A 22549-nucleotide genomic window follows, 5' to 3' on the forward strand; every position below is an offset into this window, starting at 1 on the left:
CTTCGCGTACTTCGCGACTTCGCGGTTCGTTAACTCCATGAAAACTCCCTCTCCTTGGGCTTACATCCCCACCCTCTACTTCGCTGAAGGCGTCCCCAATGTCATTATCAGCAGCGTTTCCGTCATCTTCTACAAAAAACTCGGCATAGATAACGACCAAATCACCGCTTGGACAAGTTTTCTCTACCTCCCTTGGGTAATCAAAATGTTTTGGGGGCCAGTCGTAGATATTTACGCCACAAAAAGAACATGGATACTTGTCACCCAATTTGCCATGTTTTGTTGCTTGAGTTTAGTAGCCTTATCCTTACAACTACCAAACTTCTTTTTTGTCTCCTTAGCGGCCTTAACAGTCGGAGCATTTATTTCTGCCACCTATGATATTGCCACCGATGGCTTTTATATGTTGGCTTTAAACCCAGAACAACAAGCTTTCTTTGTTGGTATCCGATCGCTTTTCTATCGCATCGCCGTATTATTCGGTAGCGGATTGTTAGTAGTTTTAGCTGGGCGATTAGAAACCACACTCAATAATATTCCTTTAAGTTGGACTATCTCCCTAGGATTTTCCGCTGTCATCTTTGCCATTCTGTTTATCTTTCACCGCTTCGTTTTACCTTTACCAGAATCAGATAGTCCCCGTCAGACACAAACTCAATCTGAAAAGATTCCTTTTGTAGATATTATTCAAACTTATTTTCGGCAAGAAAAAATAGGCGCGATTTTAGCATTTATCTTACTTTACCGATTAGGTGAAGCTATGCTCTTAAAGGTAGCCTCGCTATTTCTCTTAGACAAAATAGAAAAAGGCGGTTTAGCTATCTCAACTGAACAATTTGGTTTAATTTACGGAACGTTTGGCGTACTGTCCCTAATTATTGGTGGTATTTTAGGAGGAATGATAATTTCCCGTTATGGCTTAAAAAAATGCCTCTTACCAATGGCTTTAGCCTTGAACTTACCCGATCTATTTTATGTTTATCTCGCTTATTCTAAACCATCCCTGACATTAGTTTATCCCCTAGTTTCCTTAGAACAATTTGGCTATGGACTAGGCTTTACAGCCTTTAGTGTTTATTTAATGTATATTTGCCAAGGTGAATATAAAACCTCTCATTATGCCATATCTACTGGACTGATGGCTTTAGGTCTGATGTTGCCAGGGGCAATTAGCGGTACAATTCAACAAGCAGTGGGATACCCGTTATTTTTTGTTTTGGTCTGTTTGCTAACTATTCCGGGAATGATTACTATATTTTTCATTCCATTACGAGAAGAACCTAATCGACCAACCAGTTAACAGTAAATAAAATAGAGAGTTTTGAATTTATCCATGAATTATGTTTTAGGAATTGATGGCGGCGGTAGCAAGACAGTTTGCGTATTAATGGATGAAAATCGCCAAGTTATTAGTCGTGGGGAAGCAGGCGCATCCAACTATCAGAGTATAGGTATTGCCGCAGCGCGACAATCAATTGAATTTGCAATTATGGCGGCGACAGATCGAGCACAAAATCTCACCAAGCCGATAAAAATTACAGCGATTTGCTTAGGGTTAGCAGGTGTGGGACGTGCAGAAGATGTTGAAGAAGTAAAAGGTTTAATCAAAGAATTACAAAATAGCGAACTACTGCCAATAAACTGGGCATTAGCAGCATCTAATATTATCATTTCTCATGATGCTTTGATTGCTTTAGTAGGTGGGATTGGTAATACTGTAGGAATTGTCGCCGCAGCAGGTACAGGTTCGATAGTTTTTGGGCGCAATCATCAGGGAATTACCAAGCGTGTAGGTGGTTGGGGACATATTTTAGGTGATGAAGGTAGCGCCTATAAAATTGCGATCGCTGGTATACAAGCAGCATTAAAAGCCTATGATGGTACTGGGATGCCAACGAGCTTGGTAGACATTTTCAAAGTTTATCTTGAATTGCCAAGTTTAGAACGTTTAGTTGAAGTAATATATCGCCAAGGATGGGGAGTTACACAAATAGCTGCATTAGCAGAAATTGTTGATTTAGCAGCAGCTTTAGGTGATGAAGTAGCGAATAAAATTATTGATGATGCCGTACAATATTTTGTGACAGCCACCTCCACAGTTATTGAGAAAATTTTTAGCGATCGCCCAGTTTTAGAAGTAGTTACTACAGGAAGTGTATGGCAAGGTAAATCCAAGATACATGATAGGTTTACAGCATCTCTGGCTAAGAAGTTTTCTGAAGTAAAGGTAATGTTTCCCAAGCGTGAACCTGCTTATGGTGCGGGTTTATTGGCGTTGCAGAAGTTAGGAACTAAATAATTTTAACGAACCACACGAGGCAATGGAGAACACACAGGAGAGTGAAGAGTGCGATCGCGTTTTGATATGACAGCGGTTCGCTTTTTCAAGTGTTCACCACAACACCACAGTCCCCCTAAAGCTCACCCAATTGAGTGATGCGTTTATTCACTGTGTTACACTACATTCATATTACAAAAAATCTCAAAAGAGGCAAAAAATGAACCACCTGGACTTCTTAAGCCGGACTTGACGAACCCGGCAAATGGTATTCATGCCATTAATCTTATCGTCTACAAAATAGCCGAAGTTCTGCAAGCATCCGGTTATCCTGAACCAACAATTTGGCGTTCTTCTCCCATCACTACGATCGCCAATAACTACGATAAGCTTTATATTCCTAGAGACAGTTTATCGCGTTCCGCCAAATACACTCGTTACCTCAGCGACGGTAGGCTACTCAGAACTCATACCACTGTCATCATGCCAGAGTTACTTTCCCACTTACAGGGGGAACAACTCATTCTCCACCCCGGTATTTGTTATCGCCGGGATGTGTTGGATAAACGTCATGTCGGGGAACCGCATCAAATGGACGCATGGTTAATTAGCCAACGTAAAAAATTAGGTAGAGAAGCTTTAGTTCAATTAATTGCTGTTATTATCAACTCAATTCTTCCAGGTGTTTCCTATCGCCTAAATGAAACATCACATCCATATACTTGCAATGGTTTAGAAATTGAAGTGTTAGTTGATGGTAACTGGATTGAGGTAGGAGAATGTGGAGAAATTCACCCTGAATTACTTAAACCTGGCTATACAGGATTAGCATCTGGTTGGGGATTAGATCGTCTTGTGATGTTAGTAAAGGGGATAGATGATATTCGCTTATTGCGAAGCACCCATCCCCAAATAGCTGCCCAGATGACGAACCTGGAAACCTATAATCAGGTATCTAATAAACCAAGTATCAGCCGAGATATGTCTATTGTCACTGGGATAGATACTGATTTAGAAGATATTTGCGAACCAGTAATACAAGTTTTAGGAGATGAAGCTGAACTATTAGAATCGGTGGAAATATTAAGCGACACTTCTTACTCCCAACTTCCAAAAAAAGCGATTCAACGTTTGGGTATCCAACCTCATCAGAAAAATCTGCTGGTGCGGATGACTCTTAGGAGTCTTTATGCGTCTATTACTAATCAAAAAGCTAATATCTTGCGGGAGTTGGTTTATAAACAAATTCACCAAGGTGAGTAATTAGACGCGGAAGGAGACGCGGGGACACGGGGACAGAGAAAATTTTTCTTTTCCTCTCTACAGCAGGTTTCTATCTCAACTTGTTTTCTTAAAAATTTGTCCCCGCGTCATCCCCTCACCCCCCGCATCGCCAAAAGCGCTGTTCCATAGGCTGCTTCCGTATGTTCTGATGAGATTACAGGGACTTTTAAACATCTTCCGCGAATAGCAGTCCAAGTATTATTTGCTGCACCACCGCCAGCAGTATAAACACGCTTTAAGTTATCTGCTCCCATTTGCTGTAATAATTCATACCCACGCGCTTCTATGCGGGCAATACTTTCTAATAACCCATGCAGAAATTCCACGGGATTATCTGGGCGTGGTTCTAAGCGTGGGGGTAAATTGGGATCGTTAATCGGAAAGCGATCGCCTGCTTTCAACAAAGGATAATAATCTAAGTCGCTGGCTGTGGTAGCATCAATCTCCCGACTCAAGCTTTCTAACTCAGCATTAGTAAAGAATTCTTGCAGCACTGCACCGCCGGTATTTGAAGCACCGCCAGTTAGCCACAAGTCACCAAGGCGATGGCTGTAAATTCCATATCGTGCATCTTCAATGCGGGTACGACTTAATAGTTTTAATACCAATGTCGAACCCAAGGAAGTCACCGCTTCTCCAGGGGATTTTGCACCACTGGCCAGAAAAGCCGCAATACTATCTGTAGTGCCCGCAAAAACCACACAACCATAGCGGAAACCAAACTTAGTTGCAATTTCTGGGCGTAATTCCCCAATAGGCGCACCAGGCGATAAAACTTTAGGTAGTTGAATAGGTATTTGCAATTGGGTTAGCCATTCTGGGTATTTCAACTCTTCAACGTCATAACCCAGCTTTAAAGCGTTGTGGTAATCGCTAATACCTAAACTTCCATGCAGTAGAAATGCAAGCCAGTCTGCTTGATGTAGGAAATATCTGGCTTTGCTAAAAGTCGGTAAATGTGACATCCACAGTAGTTTAGCAAGGCTTGATGTAGCGCTAACTACTGTATGATTCTCCGGTGCGATACTTTTCAACTGCTCTAGCATCACCGATCCCCGCGGATCGTTATAAAGTAGAGGTGGATCAACAGGCTTGCCAGCCGCGTCTACTAGCAAGACAGTGGAAGAAGTTCCATTAATAGCGATCGCTTGAATTTCTCGCCGCAATTCTTCAGGAATCGATGCTAGGAGAGTAAATAAAGCCGTCTGCCATACATCTATCCAATCTGCGGAAATTTCCCAAGGATACCTCATTTCTGCCTGGATGCTAGCTTCAGCGTCAATAACAATCGCCCTAGCGCCAGATGTACCGAAGTCGATCCCTAGAAACAAATCCATAATATTTATATATTTTTCTTAAAAAGAATAACTAATAACTACTGAGCGATCGCTGCTTTTGTTGCATCTTGTAACAAGATGTTCCACAATCCTCGCAAAACAGGGAAAAGTAGTAAACGAACTATTCAAAATGCATTGAGTTTAGGAGGTTTCTAACCATGCCTATATCCAACACTCTCTTGTTGGCTGTAACGTCTCTCTCAGATACTCAAGTGTACATCGCTTTGGTTGTGGCACTGATTCCAGGTGTTCTGGCTTGGCGTTTAGCTACAGAACTTTACAAATAAGCCAGAGTGTGACACAGTTGTTGGGCTAATAAGCCTGGCATGAGTGAGTGACCTCGATCGACACTTATAGCTTTAGGCAACTAAGTGTTTGACTAAGGCTACTTACGTATGCCAGGTTTATTTTTTGGCATTGAATACACGTGTAGCAATTTCCCAAAAATGAAGTAATATGGCAGCTAAATTAAGCCTGAAGAAGACAGAAGTACAAAGGCAGAAGACAGAACAAATACCTGCACACAAATGCTAGGAAATTGATAAAGTTTATGCTCTATGTTTTTCCTACCTCCTGAAAACCAGGAACGGGATTACTCTAATGACGGAGCATCAAGAACTTAATTTTGTATAAAATATGACAATATTTTTTTCTGCTTCGTCCCTCTACCCTTCTTGACTAATCGGCTTTTTACGCTGTTCTGCTTGAATTTACGAGGTTTCTTTTACCATCATGAATGCTATTCAACCGTCTAGTCTGCCACTACAACCGATACAAAAACGCCGGGTTGCACCTCGGCCTAAGCGTCATCTGCGTCAACGATCGCATCAAGTAATGGCTATGGAAGTAACAGCCAAGATCGCGGTTAATCTGGCAATTTCAGCAGCCGCAGTTTCCGCCCTGATGCAACTTTTACCCTATCACTGGTTACAGCAAGAAAAATTGCGAGAGATGCGTACTGAAGTGAAGCAGATGGAAGGGCGCGTGAATATTTTGCAAGCAGAATTCAGCCGCAACTTCGATCCGTCGCAAGCGAAAAGTATTATGCAACAAAAAAGCTACCGATTCGATCCTAACCAGCGTCAGATCGTGTTGATCGATCCAGATAAAACAGAAGCAGCTAGCCAATTTCAGTCATCACCTTAAGCACAATAGCCAACCTAAAATTATTGAAGTTCTATATGTTTTGGCTGGGTATCAACAAATTTTGTCGGTAAATTAGCTAAATTGTTTAATCAGTGCCTAGTGCAAGAAAGCAGAAAATATATTGGCTGTTAAAACTAGATAGTTATTTACACTACGCTGCACTAATTAACATTTATTAGCCATTAGTAATACAGGGTCGCTACACTCACTGAAAATTTGGATTTTAAATTCCCCAAGTAGATTAATCTACCGATTGGGATGTTCAGGAGATAGCAGTTCGGTTAACCAATTTTCCAGTTGTATCCGCAAGCGCCAACCAGGAACATTTTTACCTTCGGGTAGTTGAGTCAGGGCACGACGGTAATCAGCGATCGCACAATTCCAGTCTCCCCAAAGATGATACGTTCTACCTCTCTCAGCCCAGATATGACCCTCTAGCTGCCCGAAAAGTAGTGCAACATCAAAATTCTCGATTGCTTCCTCGTATTGCCCCAATTCGCGCCAGGTAATGCCACGATTAATCCGTGCCCGTACATGGCTGGGATTTAAATCAATTGCCCGATCGTAATCAGCGATCGCCGCAGCTAATTTTCCACAAGCAGCATAATAGTTGGCGCGGTTATTATAAGCACTAGCCAAACTCGGATTAATTTGCAGTGCTGTGTTATAGTCGCAAAACGCCTTTTGCGTTTCACCGCTTTGAAAATAAATCAGCCCGCGATTGTTGTAATCGACAGCATTTTGTGGATGGCGGCGGATGAGTTGGCTTAACAGCGCGATCGCCTGATTGTAATCTCCTCTTTGAGCTAACCTCAATGCAGAAGAGCGTACACGACTATCTTCTAACTCTAAATCACCATTTAAATTTGCTGTTTTATTGGATACAGATTTATATAAGTTATTTTGCTTATCCCCAAAAGATAAATAGGAGTTATTACTCATATTGTCCCGCCATATATAATTTGGTTTTTGAAATCAAAATATAGTTATTATTCTGCTGCTAGTGTGTCTAATATGTCAGTTCTTAGGGTGTCTATAATTACTTAATCTTTCAAACCACAGCCATTGAAAAACTTTATCTCATATAAATAATTAACGATCTAATCTCATAATAGATACCTCATCCCCAGGTTAAATTCCAGAAAAAGCAAATATCAATCTCAAAGACTACTCAAGTAGTGAGAGCGACAAATTGGTAGAATGCCAACAAGCCGTTCGTAAGAGATGACGCAGATCGCACAGGAATGTAGCAATGCTCATAATACAAAACAAACCTCTTAACTACAGAAGCAGCAGACACTCACCTGTGTTTTCCTCTAGGAGCAAGTGTTCTCAAGCAAACGCCTTAATTTGTAAAGAAAAACAACAATCTTTGCTTGAATTTCATAGCTTGAGCTATGGAGTTTCTCCTTGATGCCGTATCTCTATCTAGATTCTCATCTAACGGTTCCAGCTTCTAGTTCCTTAATCTGACTTTTAAGTTTTGAGAAAATTTTCTTATGACAATTGCAATTTCCTACCCTAATGCCCCCGATTTAACTGCTGATGATTATATTGCGATCGGCTTGGCAACCTGCTTTGTCAAGGAAGATGGAGAAGTTCATCAAGTTGAAGTTATTGAACCGATTCCCTCTGCTGCTTTAGAAGCAGTGATGAAAGGTATTCCCACTTCATATAAGTTTGCTTGTGGAACAACTTTAGGCTCTGTGCTAAATGGCGAGCAACTCTCAGCACCAACTAACTTCCCAGAATCTGCTCAGTTTGCAGATGAGTTTGTCCCAAGGCTATTTGCAGCAGCTCGTACCTACAAGCGTCGTGAAATTACAAAATCTCTGATTCCTTTGGGTACAACCTACACAGAGTTCAATTATTCTACTGAGCGCAAGCGTGTGTTAAATGCTTCCAGGGTAGTGACCAAAGAAGATAACGTTAAACAGCACTCCCACACGCATAAAATTCTCTAATATTCAATTAACAAATAAGGAACAGGGAAGAGAATTGCTTATTCCCTGTTTCGGATATTCGGGAAGATAAATTACTAATTCGTAATTTGTAATTAAAACAGACAGAAGAACCAATAAATTCTTCATCAGCGTTGTACTTTTAGTAATCCATTAGATTAGTTATTAGTTCTCGATTCGCCTTATTGTTTGTAGAAACTATAAATGAAAAGCTTTGATGTAGTAGTTGTAGGTGCAGGGCCTGCCGGAGGGCACTGTGCGCGATTGTTAGCGAAAGCTGGTAGAAAAGTTTTGCTAGTAGAGAGATATGAAAACTTTTCTGTAAATAGTTTCTCTAGCGCTGGAACTCCTATAGAAACATTAGCTAAGTTTGAATTACCTGATGAGGTTATAGGTAGTTATTGGCAAGGAATTAAAATTGTCACCACAAATTTAAATGAAACTTGGGATTCACCAAAACCTCTGGGTGTGGTTTTAGATTTTACTAAGTTGAGAGAATTCTTAGCTAATGAAGTCAAAGCCAATGGTGGAGAGGTTTGGCTTGGTTACTTTTACCTAAGAAAATTAGAGGAAGCAGAGCAAACTATTCTATTTTTTAAATCGAAAAAAGAAGGAGAGGTAAAGGTTGCAGCAAAAGTTGTAGTTGATGCAACTGGCCCATCTAGAGCAGTCATATATAACAAAGGTGAAACTCAACCATTATTTCACAGTGGTACAGGAATTGAATATATCTTAGAAGTAGAACCAGAGGATTACGAAAAACACTGCGATCGCTTAACTTTCTTCCTGGGACATAAATGGATGCCAAAAGGTTATTCTTGGATATTTCCTATGGAGAAACCTAAGTTAAAAGTAGGTGCAGGGTTATTAAATTCACAGCATCAATTAATTAAAAAGCCTGAACCGATAAAATATTATATTGAACTAATTATCAAAGATTATATTAAATCCAAAAACTACAAAATTATTGATGTTCATGGAGGAACTCTCAAGTATAGCCAGGGGTTGCAGGATAAGTATTACAAAAAAAATATTATAGCTATTGGTGATTCTGTCTCTACTGTTAACTTTTTAGGAGGCGAAGGTATTAGACATGGTATGTGTAGCGCTGAAGTTGCTGTAAAATATATTGAAAAATATTTAAATGGTGAAGCTTCAGATTTTAGAAATTATCAAAAAGAAATGTATAAAATCTTTTATAAAAAATGGCTAATTTCTGAAAAACTGGGATTAAAGAAATATTTGCTGGATAGCGATAATATAGTAGATCGCTCAATCACTTATCTTAAATTTTTGAATATTAATGAAATAATGGATTTACTCTTCAACTATAAATTTGAAAAATTTTCTAAGATATTCATAGTTAGATTAGCCCTCAAAAGTCTGGCATTTTTTAAAAAAAGCTTTGGTTTCAAGGGTTCTTGATTTCCATATCATAACTAATTTAGAACCCCGACTTCTTAAATAAGTCGGGGTTCTGGACAACAAGCTATAGCTGATTTAACGATAATTTGTAAATTGCAAAGCGACAGGTAAATCTTCTTGCTTCAAACGTTGAATTACAGCTTGCAATTCATCTTTAGATTTAGCAGTTACCCGCACTGCATCACCTTGAATCGAGGCTTGCACTTTTTTAAATTCGTCTCGAATCAATTTTGAAATTTGTTTGGCAATTTCTTGGCTGATACCTTTTTTGAGTTTAATTTCTTGCCGTACACGATTACCACTGGCCGATTCAACTTTGCCAAAATCAAAGATTTTCTGAGAGAGATTACGTTTAGCAGCTTTTTCTCGAAGAATGTTGTGTACAGAATCTAAAGTAAACTCACTGTCGGTATTAACGTCGATGCTTTGCTCACCTAACTCAACAGTCGTTGCAGTATCTTTGAGGTCGTAACGGCCTTTGATTTCTCGCACAACTTGATCGACGGCGTTGACCAATTCTTGTCGGTCAAAGTCACTCACAATGTCAAAGGAATAATTAGAAGCCATAGCACATCGTTAAATTTTGGATATTGGATGTGTAATAGGGATTAGGGATGAGTCCATTAATAGTCACTACCCTCCTCTGTAATCCCTCCTTTGCGATCGCAGATAAAAGAACAGCAGAAAAAGATGGTTGTTATAGCGTCATCAACCAAATCCATAAATAGCATTAATTGTCGGTTATGGGCAATTAGGTAAACTTATTACCCATAAACCATTTGTACTTTCTCTTCTTTAGAATTAAACTCACGCAAATTCAGCCTCACGTTAGTCAAAGTAGAAAAGTGTAACTACTTTTCTCTGTTCTTCCGCATCTTTACAAGTTTGCAGCAGAGTACGACTGTCGTGAAATGCAAAGCAAATGAGTTGCTGGCAGCGGGAAATAATCTCCTTATTGCAAATGTAACTCGCTTCAGCGAGGGACAGATTATCGTTACTAGGATTTTCTACTAGGTGCATTACCAGTTCTAGCTGCTGACGCGATTCATGGGGCTGGCGTTCTAAGCTTTGGGGTAGAATCACCGTCAACAAATTGGGGTCAGCCCGCATTGCGCCTTTGATGGCAGCAGAATTGGTACCTGTAGCCCCAGAAGTGATCACCCGATTGCCTGATAAAACCAAGGCATAGGTCATCATTTCAATGAGATTCTGGTGCGTAATTGGGACGTGACGGGAACCCAGCAAGGCAATTCGTTTAGAACCTGTTTGCTGGATTGTCGCCAGTTCTTGCGCTAATGTATCGAGGTTGATGAGGTCTATTGACTGACTCAAAGATGGACGTAATGAGATGAAACGACCAGGATATTTTACCAAACAGAGTGTAAGTGCGAAGCCTTCTTGAGTTAGACTTTGCTACCTTTTCTCGATTAGGGGCTGCGATAGTTGCATATTTTGTCATTGGTCATTTGTCATTAGTCATTTGTTCTTCTTCCTCTCATCTCCCCCTTGTCCTCCTTGTCCCCCCACACTCCCCACACTCCCTTATGAGGGATAGCACGCCACCACCTAGGAGGTGATAGCGAACTAATTCCTTGCTAGCGATCAAATCCTCTGATTGATGAGTGAGCATTTATGCGCTCAATTTTTGAGTTGATGAGGCTAAGGTAACGCTGCTGCTGGACTTAAACCTAGTTTGGATAACAAGCGTTCCAGGTCAAAATGCTCGCCCATCAACTGACGAATGCACTCTACTTTAATTGGTTCGTGAACGCGCACTTGTCCAAAAGTGCGATCTACAATTTCTACCGTGGTGAGGGTATCTAAATCAACAGACAAAATGGGAATTTCTAGTTCCTCAGCCCGACTAAGGATGAACTCTGGAGGTGGAAGTTGTCCAGTAAGGATTAGACATTGGGTAGAAGTTTCCAATGCTGCTTGCTGAATTTCCACACGATCGCCTCCTGTCACTACTGCCATATTTCGCCGTTTGCGGAAGTATTTGACGGCGGCATTGACATTCATCGCGCCAATTGCTAGGCTTTCCACCATTAAGTCTAGGCGATCGCTACGACAGAGAACTTCGGCGTGTAACTGCTTCACCAGTTCGCCAACGCTGACGCTGCGTAGTAAGTCGCTTTTTGGTAGCATTGCTAACACAGGAATTCCCTGCTGCTCTAAGAATGGTTGTAAGAGATTTCTGACAGATTCTAATTGTTCGCCAGGAATCTCATTGATGACAACACCGATTAAGCGATCGCCTATACGCTGCTTGGCAGATAAAAGTGCTTCAACCGAGAGCAACGATTTATAGCGTGTTACTAACAACACACTGGCATCTAATACTTCAGCCACTTGCGGCAAAGACAACTTAAATAAGTTACCTTCTTGCAGATCGCCAGGCCCTTCTAGCAACACCAAATCTCCCTTGGACATTTGCAAATATTGCTGTACTAGGGACTGCTGATAATCAGTTTTGTCTTCACCACGTAAGCGTTTTTGCACGCTGACTTCATCCAAAGCCAGCATCGTGGGAGCAACACGATTTTCGCTCAGGTTAAGGCTATGGGCAATGAACTGAACATCTTCCTCAAAGACGCTACCAACAGATACATTGAAACAAGTACCCAACGGTTTGCCGTAGGAAATATTCAGTCCTGCTTGCTGTAGCTGATAAGACAAACCCAGAACTGTAGCAGATTTACCACTGTAAGTCTCAGTCGATCCAATCAGCAAATATTTCGCGGATTTTGGCACACATGCACTCCTAAATTCAAAAGGAAGTAGAACCCAGCTTGGTGTTTTCTAATTTTAGGTCGAACTTAGCGATCGCGCTTTGTGACAAACCTTATTTATCATTCTTAGGCTGAAGATTGCATATGTAACGAAGTGGAGTGTGATTTGGTAAAAGCACAGCTAGCTGACTCACTCCAGCAAACTCTCAAAGATTTCAAGTCTATATCTACCAGTAGAAAGATGCGATCGCCTAGTATTGCCGCTAATACAGCACAATTGTCAATAACTGTCGGCTGAGTAATGCTCACAACTTAAGAATGAGCATTTGAGCGACGATGAGACAATAAAAAAATCTAGGGTCTGTTTTCAAACTTTAAATTAGACCTAATAGTTCTGTTCTGCTACCCTGTGGGGAAGCTTAAGTCAATCGACAAAGATTTTTATTTTGGCAGAGTAATTAGAGATCGATATCTGTACAAAAATGACTTGTACTTGCATCAAGAAATAAACTCTTGTTTAATTTGATGTATGTGCCATTTAAGACAGGGGGCAAGGTTTTATGGCTGCATGGCAAAATACTTCATTTTTGAATTTTTTACCTAAAAATAATAATCCAGATAAACAGAAAAAGACATCTCCCAGCGCCAAAAAAAGCCGAATTCAAATAAGAAACACGTTATTAACAACACTATTTGTGCTTTTTGGACTTGCTATAGTAGAAAACACGCTTAAAGATGAGACCCCGCCAGCCACAATTCAGCCGAAATTTAATACAAAAAATCGTCAAATAATTGAATTTATTGAAGCATATAATCAAAACGAAAAAAGAAAAGAAGAAGAGAAAAAATGTAAATATAAAATTGCTTTATTAACCTGGATACTTTGTCCTTTAGCAGATTCTAAGCTATTAGGCCAGGTTCAAAATATTGGCGTAATTTCCGCAGCAATTTTATTCTTCTGGGATACTTTCGATAGAAAAAAACAATTAGAACGTCAAGCTTGGCAGTTAATTGATGGTGCCCAAGGTTCAGAAACCAGTGGTGCGAGAAAACAAGCTATTGAGGATTTACATCAGGAAAAATCTGATATTACTGGTCTTGATGCAGATGGTGCAGACTTAAGAGGAATTAACTTAAGTGGCGCTAATTTAGAAAGATCAAGTTTTAAAAATGCCATATTAGAAGGAGCTAATTTTGAAGGTGCAATTCTTAGAGACGCTAACTTCACAGGTGCAAAGCTGAAAGGTGCAAATTTCAATGGTGCTGACCTTTGGGGTGCAGTTTTGATAGGAGCAGATTTATGTAGAGCTCGTTTAGAAGGCACAAATTTAAGTAATGCGAATTTAGATAGCGTAGATTTATGTGATGCTAAATTTGGTCAATATGAAGATAAAAAAACCAAAGAAATTAAACATACAATTTTAACATCAGCTAGACTCATAAGAGCAAATATTGAAAATATAAATTTAGCTGAAGTAGAGATGTCTCATGCTTGTTTTGGCGGTGCCAGAACAGGTAGAAATAAATTAGATATAATGATACTTCGTCAAGCAAATAATTCTTATAAAAAGGCATTGTACGATCAAGATTTTTGTAAAACTTACCCAGAAGAGCAACTTGAAATTGATAAATTATATGAAGAAAAAGAAAATAATAAAAATCATAAAAACGAGAAAATTCAGAAGATAAAAAATAGAATTTCTACGTCGCTTCAAGATCAGAATAATTCTTCAGAGTTGTTAATCTTATTGGATGCTTTGATAGAAATCCTTTCCGAACCAGAACAAGAATCAAATATTAAATCTGAATCCCAAGATTTAAGAAATGAAGCAATCGCCATTAAAAGTAAGCTTGAAAAAGTAGAATATAATAGTGAACAAATTTTACCTTCTGCAATTGCTAAAAAAAATGAGCTAGATCAATTAGTGCAAGATACACTTGATAAACAGCGTATCATAGATGAAAAAGCCAGAATTTTGGAGGAAAAATTAAAGCCCTCTCAGTCTGATGAAAAAACAGATGAACAATAATCCTAAATATAGGCAGGACTTACGCAACTGGCACAATGCGATCGTTAGTTCATAGTACATATGTATTAATTAAATCTGATTTTGAAAGCTTTGCCTTCGTAATAGAAGTCGCTGTCTTGGAAGTACTATCGAAATATTCGTGAGAAAATAGGTAGAGGTTATATTAGATAAATTTCGCTAAGGGTAATGAGATTTACTAAGCTTAATTACTGCCAATATTTATTAAGTAGTCAAATTAATTATACAATTACCAATTTGGCAGAGCATTTAGAGAGTATTAGTCATGACGCAATTAACTATTATTTGAAAACCGAAAAATTAACACCTCGTTTACTATGGGATAACGTGAAAGAGGTCGTTGAGTCTGATGAAAATGGTTACATCATATTTGATGATAGCGTTTTAGATAAAAAGTATTCTGAAGAAATAGAAATAGTCAGAAGACAATATAGTGGTAATGAGCATGGTGTCCTGAAAGGCATTGGTGTAGTTAGCTGCGTGTATGTCAACCCTACACTTCAAAGATTTTGGGTCATAGATTATCGAATTTTTAATCCTGATGTCGATGGGAAAACCAAGATAGACCATGTGAAAGATATGCTCCAAAACCTTGTGTATCATAAGCTTTTACCATTTGATACTGTTTTGATGGATACATGGTATGCGGTACACAGTTTAATGCTATATATTGATAGCTTAGACAAAATTTATTATTGCCCTTTAAAAAATAATCGTTTAGTTGATGATACATTTGGTCAAGAAAAATATAAACGGATTGAATTATTAGAATGGAACCAAGAAGAATTAGACTGTGGTAAAATCATAAAAATTAAAGGATTCCCAGCTAATAAAAAAGTGAAACTATTCCGGGTTACTGTTTCTACCAACAGAACGGATTATGTCGCCACTAACGATTTATCTCAAAGTTCCACGGATGTTGTACAACAGGTGTGTAAAATTCGTTGGAAAATAGAGGAGTTTCACAGGGAAATTAAACAACTAACTGGCATTGAATCTTGCCAGTGTCGGAAAGCTAGACTCCAAAGAAATCATATTGCTTGTGCAATGTTGGTTTGGGTTAGGTTAAAGAATTTAGCCTATAGAACTGGCAAAACTATCTATCAAATCAAGCATAACTTGCTTTCTAATTATTTAATTCAGCAACTGAAGCGCCCAAGTATTTTTATGTGCTTGGTTTGATTTATATTGTCGCGTGTCAGGGCTTTGCCCTGCCTGCTATTTGTGCCAATTGCGTAAGTCCTAATAGGACTATTGTTCATATAGCAATTTGGCATTGCTTGTGAAATATAAGGAAAGAAACGGTCTAAAATGCTTATAAATACTTATTTTATGTCTAAGTATTCTCTCACTACCTCAACAAGATTGCTATACAAGCTTACTTAATTTACGTGACCACAGCATTGTAAATAACTTTCATAAACAACAGAATTTTTTAAATAATATGCTTCTATCAAGTTTAGTATTTCTCTACATGCTTCATTAGAGCATTGTATTGCTTGACAAACTCTTATTTTATCTAGTAAAGCTAATAAATCATTTCTAATAGTTTGATATTCATTAACTGGATTCTCACATATTACTGCATATTGTAATTGAATTGCAGCTATTTTTTCCCAGGTTGTTGCTATACCAATATATTCTTGCTCTTGAGCCAGGCATTCATTTATGTGTTCTGGGTTTTCTCTAGCAAAATTAGCAAATTTTTCAGCCTCTTGTCTATTTTTATAGGCTCTATTTGTATTAATTTCTGATTCATATCTATAAATTTGAGCGAGTTGTTGTAGTTGATAAGTATTTTCTGACATCGCTTTAACCTTAGTCAAATGAAAACTACGGCAGCAGAAAATAGCTTAACTAAAATCAGCAATTTTACTAACATCAAGACTAGCGTTTCATCATGCTAAAAATAAATAGCCATGAATAATTAACACTCAATTGATGTTTAGAAATTGCTTACTAGCAAAGCTGAGTGTGATTTAATTACTTAAAATTTTTCTGCTCAAATACTTCAACAGAAATTGCAAAGCATATCAGGATGCTTCATCAATCCTTTAATTATTTTTAGTAAGTATTTATTATTACTTTATTTTGTAAACGCAAAAAATGTAGAGATTATTTTTGCACTAGTAGTAATATCACTATTAATTGCCAAAAACCTTTATTGCTAAGGATATAGCTGTATTTTTCCTCCGTACAGCATTTCAACAGTCTGTAATAAATTTGCGTTAGTCTGTACTAAACCTGTATTCCTGGGTATTTAAAACGCTACAAGCTAAGGCAAAGCTTTACTTAGAATAATTCACAGGGGTTTTTGCTCAAATCGCCAGAAAAATTCATGACTCAACATCAAGTCTTTTTCTGGCGATATTACTAAAATTATTAAGTTTTTAGGCTGCGTATAGATTCATTCATCTATACGCAGCAGCTTGCGATAAAAAGCTTGAGAAAAATCAGTCAAGCGATTGCGTTTATAATTGTCCATCAATTCAATTAAATAAGTTATAAACTCGGAACTTGCCATCATTATCTCGTAACTCAGTTCGGCATCGCCATCAAACTGCATTCGGCAACGAGTTAAGTCTGAAGGTAGGCTAGCAACATTCCAGGTGGCGACAAAGGGAATATTGTCACTGGCCTCTATTTTGCGATGACCTTCCAGAACGCCTTTTTGATAAAGACTAATGGCATAGGGTAAGAAATTGCGTTTAGCGCCCTGAATGTAAGGTAGGTAAACACTTGCTTGTTGTGGGGTAGCTGGCTGAAGTTGCTCAATAGACATCGTTGAAGATTCCTCAAGTTATGTAAAAGTAACTGGGGATGAGAGTCTGGCTAAAGAAGTAGAGGCGAAGAATTCCACACCCCTACTGTTGTTAACCAAAGAAGTAGGTGTCAATAGTAAGTATTCCCAAAAAATTCTAGTTTATACATTTTCAGCAAATACTGCTGAGTTTCTAGTTATACGAATTTAAATAGCAAAATCATCAGTGGAAAAGCCTTTGGCAGCGCCATCTGGAGCCAAGGCAATAAAGTTACTGTTAAGAAATGTGAGAATGTCAGGTACAATAGGGTCGCATTAGCTTTATGGAAGCTGAGAGCAATAACAATCAAAAATCTCTTCTATCTAGAGATAGATGCTGTTATTGTGACTTCTCTCAACAACTAGCTGTTGCTACTTGGCGATCGCTCTGCCTAAACCAGAGTTGCCAATAGGCGATTCTACTGGCTCTATTTAGAGTTAGAAAAGGTAGACAATTACTGCCAATCCAGGGCTAGCTCAAGGTTCTACAGTTTAGTGTTACCTGATTCTCAGCTTCTTTACAGGCGTAGACAAATAGTGGTTTTTGAATCAAGTAACCTATGCCAGCGAATTTCTGGCCCGAAGACGATTCTAGCAACGAGCTTGCTCCGCTTAACTCTCTGTTGTCTGACCTTTCAGCAACCGAGGAGTTAGTAGTAGATACAGAACCTTTGTTTCTACCATTCCGGTTTCAAGGACGCAGACGCAAAGCGGCTCTAGTTTTGACTATAGTCTGGAGTAGCACGATCGCTCTGCATTTAGCTTCCTGGGGTTTTTTATTCGTACTGGGACTGACCACTATTCTGGGTATTCACGCTTTGGAGGTGGTATTTGCCAAACCTCGGCGTCATCCAAAACAAATAGAGGGAGATTTACCTTCTGTTTCTGTTTTAGTGTCAGCCAAAAATGAGGAAGCAGTAATTGGTAGATTAGTCAAGAATCTTTGCAATTTGGAATATCCAGATGGCAAGTACGAACTATGGATTATTGACGATAACAGCAGTGACAGTACACCACAGTTATTAACAGAACTGGCAAAGGAATACAAACAACTGAAAATCCTGCGGCGTTCCGCACAAGCTACAGGTGGTAAGTCTGGAGCATTGAATCAAGTTTTACCTTTGACTAAGGGTGACATCATTGCAGTGTTTGATGCTGATGCTCAAGTAGCACCAGACTTATTGCTACAAGTAGTACCTTTATTCCAAAGAGAAAAGGTAGGGGCGGTACAGGTGCGAAAAGCGATCGCCAATGCCAAAGAGAATTTTTGGACTAAAGGCCAAATGGCGGAGATGGCACTTGATACCTATTTTCAGCAACAGCGGACTGCCCTTGGCGGAATTGGCGAACTGCGAGGTAACGGTCAATTTGTCCGGCGTGCAGCTTTAACAAGTTGTGGTGGATGGAACGAAGAAACCATTACTGATGATTTGGATTTGACGCTGCGCCTACATCTAGACAACTGGGATATTGAGTGTGTATTCTCCCCAGCGGTAGAAGAAGAAGGCGTGACAAATGCGATCGCACTTTGGCATCAGCGCAACCGTTGGGCAGAAGGTGGCTATCAGCGCTATTTAGATTACTGGGATTTACTCCTGAAAAATCGCTTAGGAGTACGCAAAACCTGGGATCTACTGAGCTTTATGCTGATTATGTACATCCTACCAACCGCAGCCGTACCAGATTTATTAATGGCGATCGCCCGCCATCGTCCACCAATATTAGGCCCGATTACAGGCTTGTCGGTCATCCTGTCAACGATCGGAATGTTCACAGGTCTGAGGCGGATTTATCAAGGTCAAAAATTCCAGTTTTCTACATATTTACTGTTACTGCTGCAAACCCTACGTGGCACTTTATATATGTTCCACTGGTTGGTAGTTATGAGCAGCACCACAGCTCGGATGTCATTCCGGCAAAAACGGCTGAAATGGGTGAAAACTGTGCATACAGGCGCAGAGAAAGCGTAAAAGCGTCAAGAGTCAAGATTTAATGGTCAATGCTAATTAGGCTGTTGACTTTGGACTCTTGACTTTTTTTTAATTTATTCGTCATCAAAATCTGATTCATCAAGCAAATCAGATCCAACTATAGTGTCAGAAAAACCTACTGCATCGTCTGAATAGCGGATGACTTGTCCCTGGAAAAATTCTGCTAATCGTTGAGCTGCGATCGCGACTTCATCAGTTTCCCAATCATTAGCAGCTGTTGGGGCTGGCGGAGGTGGTAAAGTTTGCACATTGCCCTTACCGTTAGCTGCTGACTCTGTTCTTGTTGGTGCTGGTGCTGGTATGGGTTGTAGCTGTACTGGCGTTGGTGGTGAAGTTTGCTTTTCGTAAGTAGGTGGCGGTGGCTGCTTAACAATGGGAGCTCCGTTACTTGGAGGCTCTTTCTTTACTGAAGTCGAGTTTGAAGGAGTTCCAACTTCCAAGCTGACTTTAACTTCTCGCTGGAAAGTTTGCTGAAAAGCAGCACTAATCATCTGCAAATCTGATTGTACTTTTTTATGCCATGCCGCTTTCACGCCAACACGAGCGTAAGCACCATCAAATTCTATCAGGTGACACATTTGCCGTAGCAATTCTCGCCTTGGTATCTGCTGAATATTACTGAGAACCTGCTGCCATACTTGAGTAAAATCCGCAGTTGGAGTTTTAACAATCTCCTGTGCAGGTGATGAAGTATTTACTGTTTCTACAGATGGATTTGATGGTTTGGGTTCCTCAGGCGGCACAGATATGGTGACAGTCTCTGGCGGCGGCGATGACGATGCTTTCACAGCAGAGATGTTATTTGCTGGCTGGGGGCTTGGGGAAACCGGAGGAGAAGCAACAGCGGGAGGAGGTGAGGTAAACCGAGGTTGGTTTGATGAGACTGCTGGGGCGCTGATTCTCGGTGGTGCGCTTGCGACTTGCACGGGAATATTTGCACTTGGTAATAAGCCCAGCAATGTCACCTCTAACCACAAACGCGGTTGAGTGGTGTTTTTAATTTGGACTTCGGCTTCTCGTAAGTGTTTCTGCCCTGCCAAGATAATACTTATATCTAGCTTCTGAGCTAATTCAATTAAGGCTTGCCAAGTTTGCTGAGTACAAGCAACTAAATCTTGGCGGTTAGATGCAGTTTTAGCAATCAGTAAATCGCGGTAGCAAGCGGCAAGATTTTGCAAAATAGTCAGCGGTTCTCGACCGCGATCGAGGATTTTGCGGGTACAGTCGAGAATTGCTTCTGCATTATCTTGGGCGATCGCATCTAACAAGGCTATCAAGTCTCGTTCGCTTACCGAACCGACTAAATCCCAAACTCTGTCTGGTGTGATTTCTCCTGTTAATAGTGCTAATTGGTCGAGTAGACTTTCCGCATCCCGCAATCCCCCTTGAGCAATTTGGGCTACTAAAGTAACAGCATCCAGCGAAATATGAATGTTTTCTTTATGAGCGATCGCGCTTAAATGCTTGACCATCGCTTCTAAGTTGATGCGTCTGAAATCAAACCTTTGGCAACGTGAAATAATTGTGGGCAATACTCGCTGGGGGTCGGTTGTCGCCAATACAAAGACTACGTGTTTCGGTGGTTCTTCTAGAGTCTTTAGTAACGCATTGAACGCCTGGGTACTGAGCATATGGCATTCGTCGATGACATATACTTTGTAACGGCACTGTACAGGGGCGAACTGCGCCTTTTCAATAATCTCGCGGATGTTATCAACACCAGTGTTGCTGGCGGCGTCGATTTCAATCACGTCTAAGGAGTAGCCTTTAGTAATGCCTTGACATACATCGCATAAGCCGCAGGGTTCAGCAGTCGGTTGACTACTCCCAAGACAATTGAGGGATTTGGCGAGAATTCTCGCACTCGAAGTTTTTCCTGTACCTCTGGGGCCGGTAAATAAATAGGCTGGAGCGATTTTAGACGAGCGAATCGCGTTCGTGAGGGTAATAGCGATCGCCTCTTGTCCCACTAGTTCGGCAAAACTCTTTGGGCGATACTTGTGGTGCAGGGGTTCGTAAGGCATAAGATTGTAGCACCCAGTCGAGTTTGGGATGACAGGATTTTGACAGTCCGCTGCTTTTGAGCGAGGGGATTTTCAGGTTGAACTTGCTTTTTTGGGTTCGCCACTAGACTGAAGTTAGCCAAATTCTACTGCCAAGCAGGTTCGCATGGTAACTTACCAGAAGCTGGAGTAGCAAGCTTCCTGGTTTTGACCGCGAGGAAATACTTTGGGAAACCTCAAATTATTGTTTCCAAAGCATTAACTACTGTTTCACAGTTAGTACACTATTTTTATGTTGGTTATTGTTACTCAGTTGTGAGATTCAAAATTTATGTGCTTTCGTATAGCACTAATTCCGCTATATTCTACAGGCACAACCGCAGCGGTCTTGACCTGTGACAATAAATTAATTATATCAGATAAGGACGGGGTTTAAAAGCTTAAGAGTTTTATTTTATACAAAACAAATTCAGTATAAGAATCAGCCTTTGTCATCTTCTCCTGTGGAGCCTACCCTGGTATAAAGCGTATCTTTTAGCTTTGGTGCAATATCTGGTAAACTACCCAGAACCAAACTCTACTTTAGTCGATTCTGTGAGTTTTTCGTGCCGCACGAGCAATAGAACGTTTTTTAGAACTGGAGTTCGTGACTGTCAATGAATTCTTGACTTAATTAAAGCTATAGTAAAGTGCGATCGCTACAATCTTAGGGTAACTAATACTCAATGGTGCAGCAGATGCTCAGGCGGCTCATTCAGTGGTTTAAACAGTTTTTTCAACGCTTGTTTGGTGGGAAACCAACTCGCTCCCCAGTTAGGAGTGAAGTCCCGAAAGAACCACCGCCACAACTCAGCGATACAGATTTAGAATTTCTGTTCAACGAACTTTTGGAAGGAGTGCATCAAGCACGAGGACAAGCGTGGGCAGTAAAGTGGCTACATAATATTGAACACCGCATCCCAACTGAACGCTGGGTTGCGTGGTTAGGGGTATTGGGAGAAAGATTGCTGGCATCACCTACACCTAATAATGAATTAGCAACTCGGTTAGTACAGCTGGGTGAGTTAGGTGTTGGCGAAGTCGGAGACGTTGCCTACGATATTGGAATGCAATTGTTGACGCGCAATCAAGGCGGCGAACCAATTTGGGAATATGCAGGACCGGATGCTGTTGTCACAGCACCACCCCCAGAGAATGACTTGGTAACAAGTGCAGCAGAGACAGAAGACAATCTCTCAGAGGAAGGTTATCAAACCGTTACCTTGGAACAATTGTTTGTCATGATGCAGCAGGATGAAACCTTATGCCAGCAGGTTGCCGAACAGCTGGGTATTGAGACACAAGATCCGCAAGTTATCATCCAAGCATTGATTAATCAGTATCATGCAGCAAATCAAGCAGCTACAGAACAAGCAGAATCTTGACTTTCCCGTTCAAAACCAAAAGAATAGTGCCACTGTGGGAAATTCAAAATTTCAGTTGAGGTAATTTACCTAGTGCCTATTCGCTAATTCCCCTTACCCGCTTTCCAATCGGAATGTATC

General features: G+C 40.2%; 20 protein-coding genes. 12 read left to right on the forward strand and 8 right to left on the reverse strand.

The features are described 5' to 3' along the window. Positions 1 to 37 precede the first annotated feature (37 nt). The 3 genes from AACU33_RS25830 (at position 38) to srmL (ending at position 3541) form a co-directional block, all read left to right on the forward strand. A complete protein-coding gene (locus tag AACU33_RS25830; protein ID WP_096591986.1) occupies positions 38 to 1300 on the forward strand; it encodes an MFS transporter in 1263 nt (420 codons plus the stop codon). 33 nt (positions 1301 to 1333) lie between these two features. Continuing rightward, a complete protein-coding gene (locus tag AACU33_RS25835) occupies positions 1334 to 2299 on the forward strand; it encodes an N-acetylglucosamine kinase (protein WP_096591989.1) in 966 nt (321 codons plus the stop codon). Positions 2300 to 2527: 228 nt separating this feature from the next. After that, the gene (srmL, locus tag AACU33_RS25840; RefSeq protein WP_096591991.1) at positions 2528 to 3541 is read left to right on the forward strand and encodes a PheS-related mystery ligase SrmL; all 1014 of its coding nucleotides are present in this window, start codon (positions 2528 to 2530) and stop codon (positions 3539 to 3541) included. A 107-nt stretch (positions 3542 to 3648) separates the two neighbouring features. On the opposite strand, the gene AACU33_RS25845 is transcribed toward srmL, so the two are convergent. Then, positions 3649 to 4899, reverse strand: coding sequence for an FGGY-family carbohydrate kinase (locus AACU33_RS25845; RefSeq protein WP_096591994.1), 1251 nt, complete (start codon positions 4897 to 4899; stop codon positions 3649 to 3651). Positions 4900 to 5057: 158 nt separating this feature from the next. Here AACU33_RS25845 and psaM point away from each other — a divergent pair, with 158 nt between their 5' ends. Together psaM and AACU33_RS25855 are read left to right on the forward strand one after the other, a co-directional pair. Then, positions 5058 to 5186 carry a photosystem I reaction center subunit XII gene (gene psaM / locus AACU33_RS25850; protein WP_096591996.1) on the forward strand — a complete coding sequence of 43 codons (129 nt, stop codon included), beginning with the start codon at positions 5058 to 5060 and terminating at the stop codon, positions 5184 to 5186. Between the two features lie 445 nt (positions 5187 to 5631). Beyond that, positions 5632 to 6045 (forward strand): slr1601 family putative cell division protein, encoded by a 414-nt coding sequence (locus AACU33_RS25855; RefSeq protein WP_096591999.1) that lies wholly within the window; start codon positions 5632 to 5634, stop codon positions 6043 to 6045. A gap of 246 nt (positions 6046 to 6291) precedes the next feature. Here AACU33_RS25855 and AACU33_RS25860 read toward each other — a convergent pair whose 3' ends face one another. After that, positions 6292 to 6987 (reverse strand): tetratricopeptide repeat protein, encoded by a 696-nt coding sequence (locus tag AACU33_RS25860; protein WP_096592001.1) that lies wholly within the window; start codon positions 6985 to 6987, stop codon positions 6292 to 6294. A 557-nt stretch (positions 6988 to 7544) separates the two neighbouring features. Here AACU33_RS25860 and AACU33_RS25865 point away from each other — a divergent pair. After that, the gene (locus AACU33_RS25865; RefSeq protein WP_096592004.1) at positions 7545 to 8009 is read left to right on the forward strand and encodes a hypothetical protein; all 465 of its coding nucleotides are present in this window, start codon (positions 7545 to 7547) and stop codon (positions 8007 to 8009) included. 201 nt (positions 8010 to 8210) lie between these two features. Beyond that, entirely contained in the window at positions 8211 to 9431 is a 1221-nt protein-coding gene (locus AACU33_RS25870; protein WP_096592007.1) for an FAD-dependent oxidoreductase, read from the forward strand. Positions 9432 to 9506: 75 nt separating this feature from the next. On the opposite strand, the gene AACU33_RS25875 is transcribed toward AACU33_RS25870, so the two are convergent. From AACU33_RS25875 to AACU33_RS25885, 3 genes are all read right to left on the reverse strand, one after another. Further along, positions 9507 to 9998: a YajQ family cyclic di-GMP-binding protein gene (locus AACU33_RS25875; RefSeq protein WP_096592009.1), complete on the reverse strand. Its 492-nt coding sequence runs from the start codon at positions 9996 to 9998 to the stop codon at positions 9507 to 9509. 261 nt (positions 9999 to 10259) lie between these two features. Further along, entirely contained in the window at positions 10260 to 10763 is a 504-nt protein-coding gene (locus tag AACU33_RS25880) for a DNA recombination-mediator protein A (RefSeq protein WP_096592012.1), read from the reverse strand. 327 nt (positions 10764 to 11090) lie between these two features. Next, positions 11091 to 12185, reverse strand: coding sequence for a phosphotransacetylase family protein (locus tag AACU33_RS25885; protein ID WP_096592014.1), 1095 nt, complete (start codon positions 12183 to 12185; stop codon positions 11091 to 11093). Between the two features lie 144 nt (positions 12186 to 12329). Here AACU33_RS25885 and AACU33_RS25890 point away from each other — a divergent pair, with 144 nt between their 5' ends. The 3 genes from AACU33_RS25890 to AACU33_RS25900 all read left to right on the forward strand — a co-directional run bounded on the left by AACU33_RS25890 (position 12330) and on the right by AACU33_RS25900 (position 15393). Further along, entirely contained in the window at positions 12330 to 12461 is a 132-nt protein-coding gene (locus tag AACU33_RS25890; RefSeq protein ID WP_339376291.1) for a hypothetical protein, read from the forward strand. A 262-nt stretch (positions 12462 to 12723) separates the two neighbouring features. Then, positions 12724 to 14193: a pentapeptide repeat-containing protein gene (locus tag AACU33_RS25895; RefSeq protein WP_096592017.1), complete on the forward strand. Its 1470-nt coding sequence runs from the start codon at positions 12724 to 12726 to the stop codon at positions 14191 to 14193. Positions 14194 to 14379: 186 nt separating this feature from the next. Further along, complete coding sequence (locus AACU33_RS25900) at positions 14380 to 15393, forward strand: IS701 family transposase (RefSeq protein ID WP_096586464.1); 1014 nt, start codon at positions 14380 to 14382, stop codon at positions 15391 to 15393. A gap of 200 nt (positions 15394 to 15593) precedes the next feature. On the opposite strand, the gene AACU33_RS25905 is transcribed toward AACU33_RS25900, so the two are convergent. Together AACU33_RS25905 and ebsA are read right to left on the reverse strand one after the other, a co-directional pair. Continuing rightward, entirely contained in the window at positions 15594 to 16019 is a 426-nt protein-coding gene (locus AACU33_RS25905) for a hypothetical protein (RefSeq protein ID WP_096592019.1), read from the reverse strand. A gap of 599 nt (positions 16020 to 16618) precedes the next feature. Continuing rightward, positions 16619 to 16993 (reverse strand): type IV pilus biogenesis protein EbsA, encoded by a 375-nt coding sequence (gene ebsA, locus AACU33_RS25910; protein WP_096592022.1) that lies wholly within the window; start codon positions 16991 to 16993, stop codon positions 16619 to 16621. Positions 16994 to 17571: 578 nt separating this feature from the next. Here ebsA and AACU33_RS25915 point away from each other — a divergent pair. Next, positions 17572 to 18981 carry a glycosyltransferase gene (locus tag AACU33_RS25915; RefSeq protein ID WP_096592025.1) on the forward strand — a complete coding sequence of 470 codons (1410 nt, stop codon included), beginning with the start codon at positions 17572 to 17574 and terminating at the stop codon, positions 18979 to 18981. 74 nt (positions 18982 to 19055) lie between these two features. Here the strand turns inward: AACU33_RS25915 and AACU33_RS25920 are convergent, their stop codons facing one another. Then, positions 19056 to 21026, reverse strand: coding sequence for a DNA polymerase III subunit gamma/tau (locus tag AACU33_RS25920; protein ID WP_096592028.1), 1971 nt, complete (start codon positions 21024 to 21026; stop codon positions 19056 to 19058). 716 nt (positions 21027 to 21742) lie between these two features. Here AACU33_RS25920 and AACU33_RS25925 point away from each other — a divergent pair. Further along, positions 21743 to 22429: a hypothetical protein gene (locus AACU33_RS25925; protein ID WP_096595388.1), complete on the forward strand. Its 687-nt coding sequence runs from the start codon at positions 21743 to 21745 to the stop codon at positions 22427 to 22429. Positions 22430 to 22549: the final 120 nt, after the last annotated feature.

The sequence above is a fragment of the Calothrix sp. NIES-2098 genome (genome assembly GCF_963875125.1).
Classification (GTDB): domain Bacteria; phylum Cyanobacteriota; class Cyanobacteriia; order Cyanobacteriales; family Nostocaceae; genus Aulosira.

Excerpts from the sequence above, each read along its gene's own strand:
- AACU33_RS25860 (WP_096592001.1), bottom strand. The coding sequence starts at position 6,987 with ATGAGTAATAACTCCTATTTATCTTTTGGGGATAAGCAAAATAACTTA.
- ebsA (WP_096592022.1), bottom strand. The coding sequence starts at position 16,993 with ATGTCTATTGAGCAACTTCAGCCAGCTACCCCACAACAAGCAAGTGTT.
- AACU33_RS25925 (WP_096595388.1), top strand. The coding sequence starts at position 21,743 with ATGCTCAGGCGGCTCATTCAGTGGTTTAAACAGTTTTTTCAACGCTTG.
- AACU33_RS25900 (WP_096586464.1), top strand. The coding sequence starts at position 14,380 with ATGAGATTTACTAAGCTTAATTACTGCCAATATTTATTAAGTAGTCAA.
- AACU33_RS25905 (WP_096592019.1), bottom strand. The coding sequence starts at position 16,019 with ATGTCAGAAAATACTTATCAACTACAACAACTCGCTCAAATTTATAGA.
- psaM (WP_096591996.1), top strand. The coding sequence starts at position 5,058 with ATGCCTATATCCAACACTCTCTTGTTGGCTGTAACGTCTCTCTCAGAT.
- AACU33_RS25920 (WP_096592028.1), bottom strand. The coding sequence starts at position 21,026 with ATGCCTTACGAACCCCTGCACCACAAGTATCGCCCAAAGAGTTTTGCC.
- AACU33_RS25915 (WP_096592025.1), top strand. The coding sequence starts at position 17,572 with ATGCCAGCGAATTTCTGGCCCGAAGACGATTCTAGCAACGAGCTTGCT.
- AACU33_RS25875 (WP_096592009.1), bottom strand. The coding sequence starts at position 9,998 with ATGGCTTCTAATTATTCCTTTGACATTGTGAGTGACTTTGACCGACAA.
- AACU33_RS25870 (WP_096592007.1), top strand. The coding sequence starts at position 8,211 with ATGAAAAGCTTTGATGTAGTAGTTGTAGGTGCAGGGCCTGCCGGAGGG.
- AACU33_RS25830 (WP_096591986.1), top strand. The coding sequence starts at position 38 with ATGAAAACTCCCTCTCCTTGGGCTTACATCCCCACCCTCTACTTCGCT.
- AACU33_RS25895 (WP_096592017.1), top strand. The coding sequence starts at position 12,724 with ATGGCTGCATGGCAAAATACTTCATTTTTGAATTTTTTACCTAAAAAT.
- AACU33_RS25835 (WP_096591989.1), top strand. The coding sequence starts at position 1,334 with ATGAATTATGTTTTAGGAATTGATGGCGGCGGTAGCAAGACAGTTTGC.
- AACU33_RS25865 (WP_096592004.1), top strand. The coding sequence starts at position 7,545 with ATGACAATTGCAATTTCCTACCCTAATGCCCCCGATTTAACTGCTGAT.
- AACU33_RS25845 (WP_096591994.1), bottom strand. The coding sequence starts at position 4,899 with ATGGATTTGTTTCTAGGGATCGACTTCGGTACATCTGGCGCTAGGGCG.
- AACU33_RS25855 (WP_096591999.1), top strand. The coding sequence starts at position 5,632 with ATGAATGCTATTCAACCGTCTAGTCTGCCACTACAACCGATACAAAAA.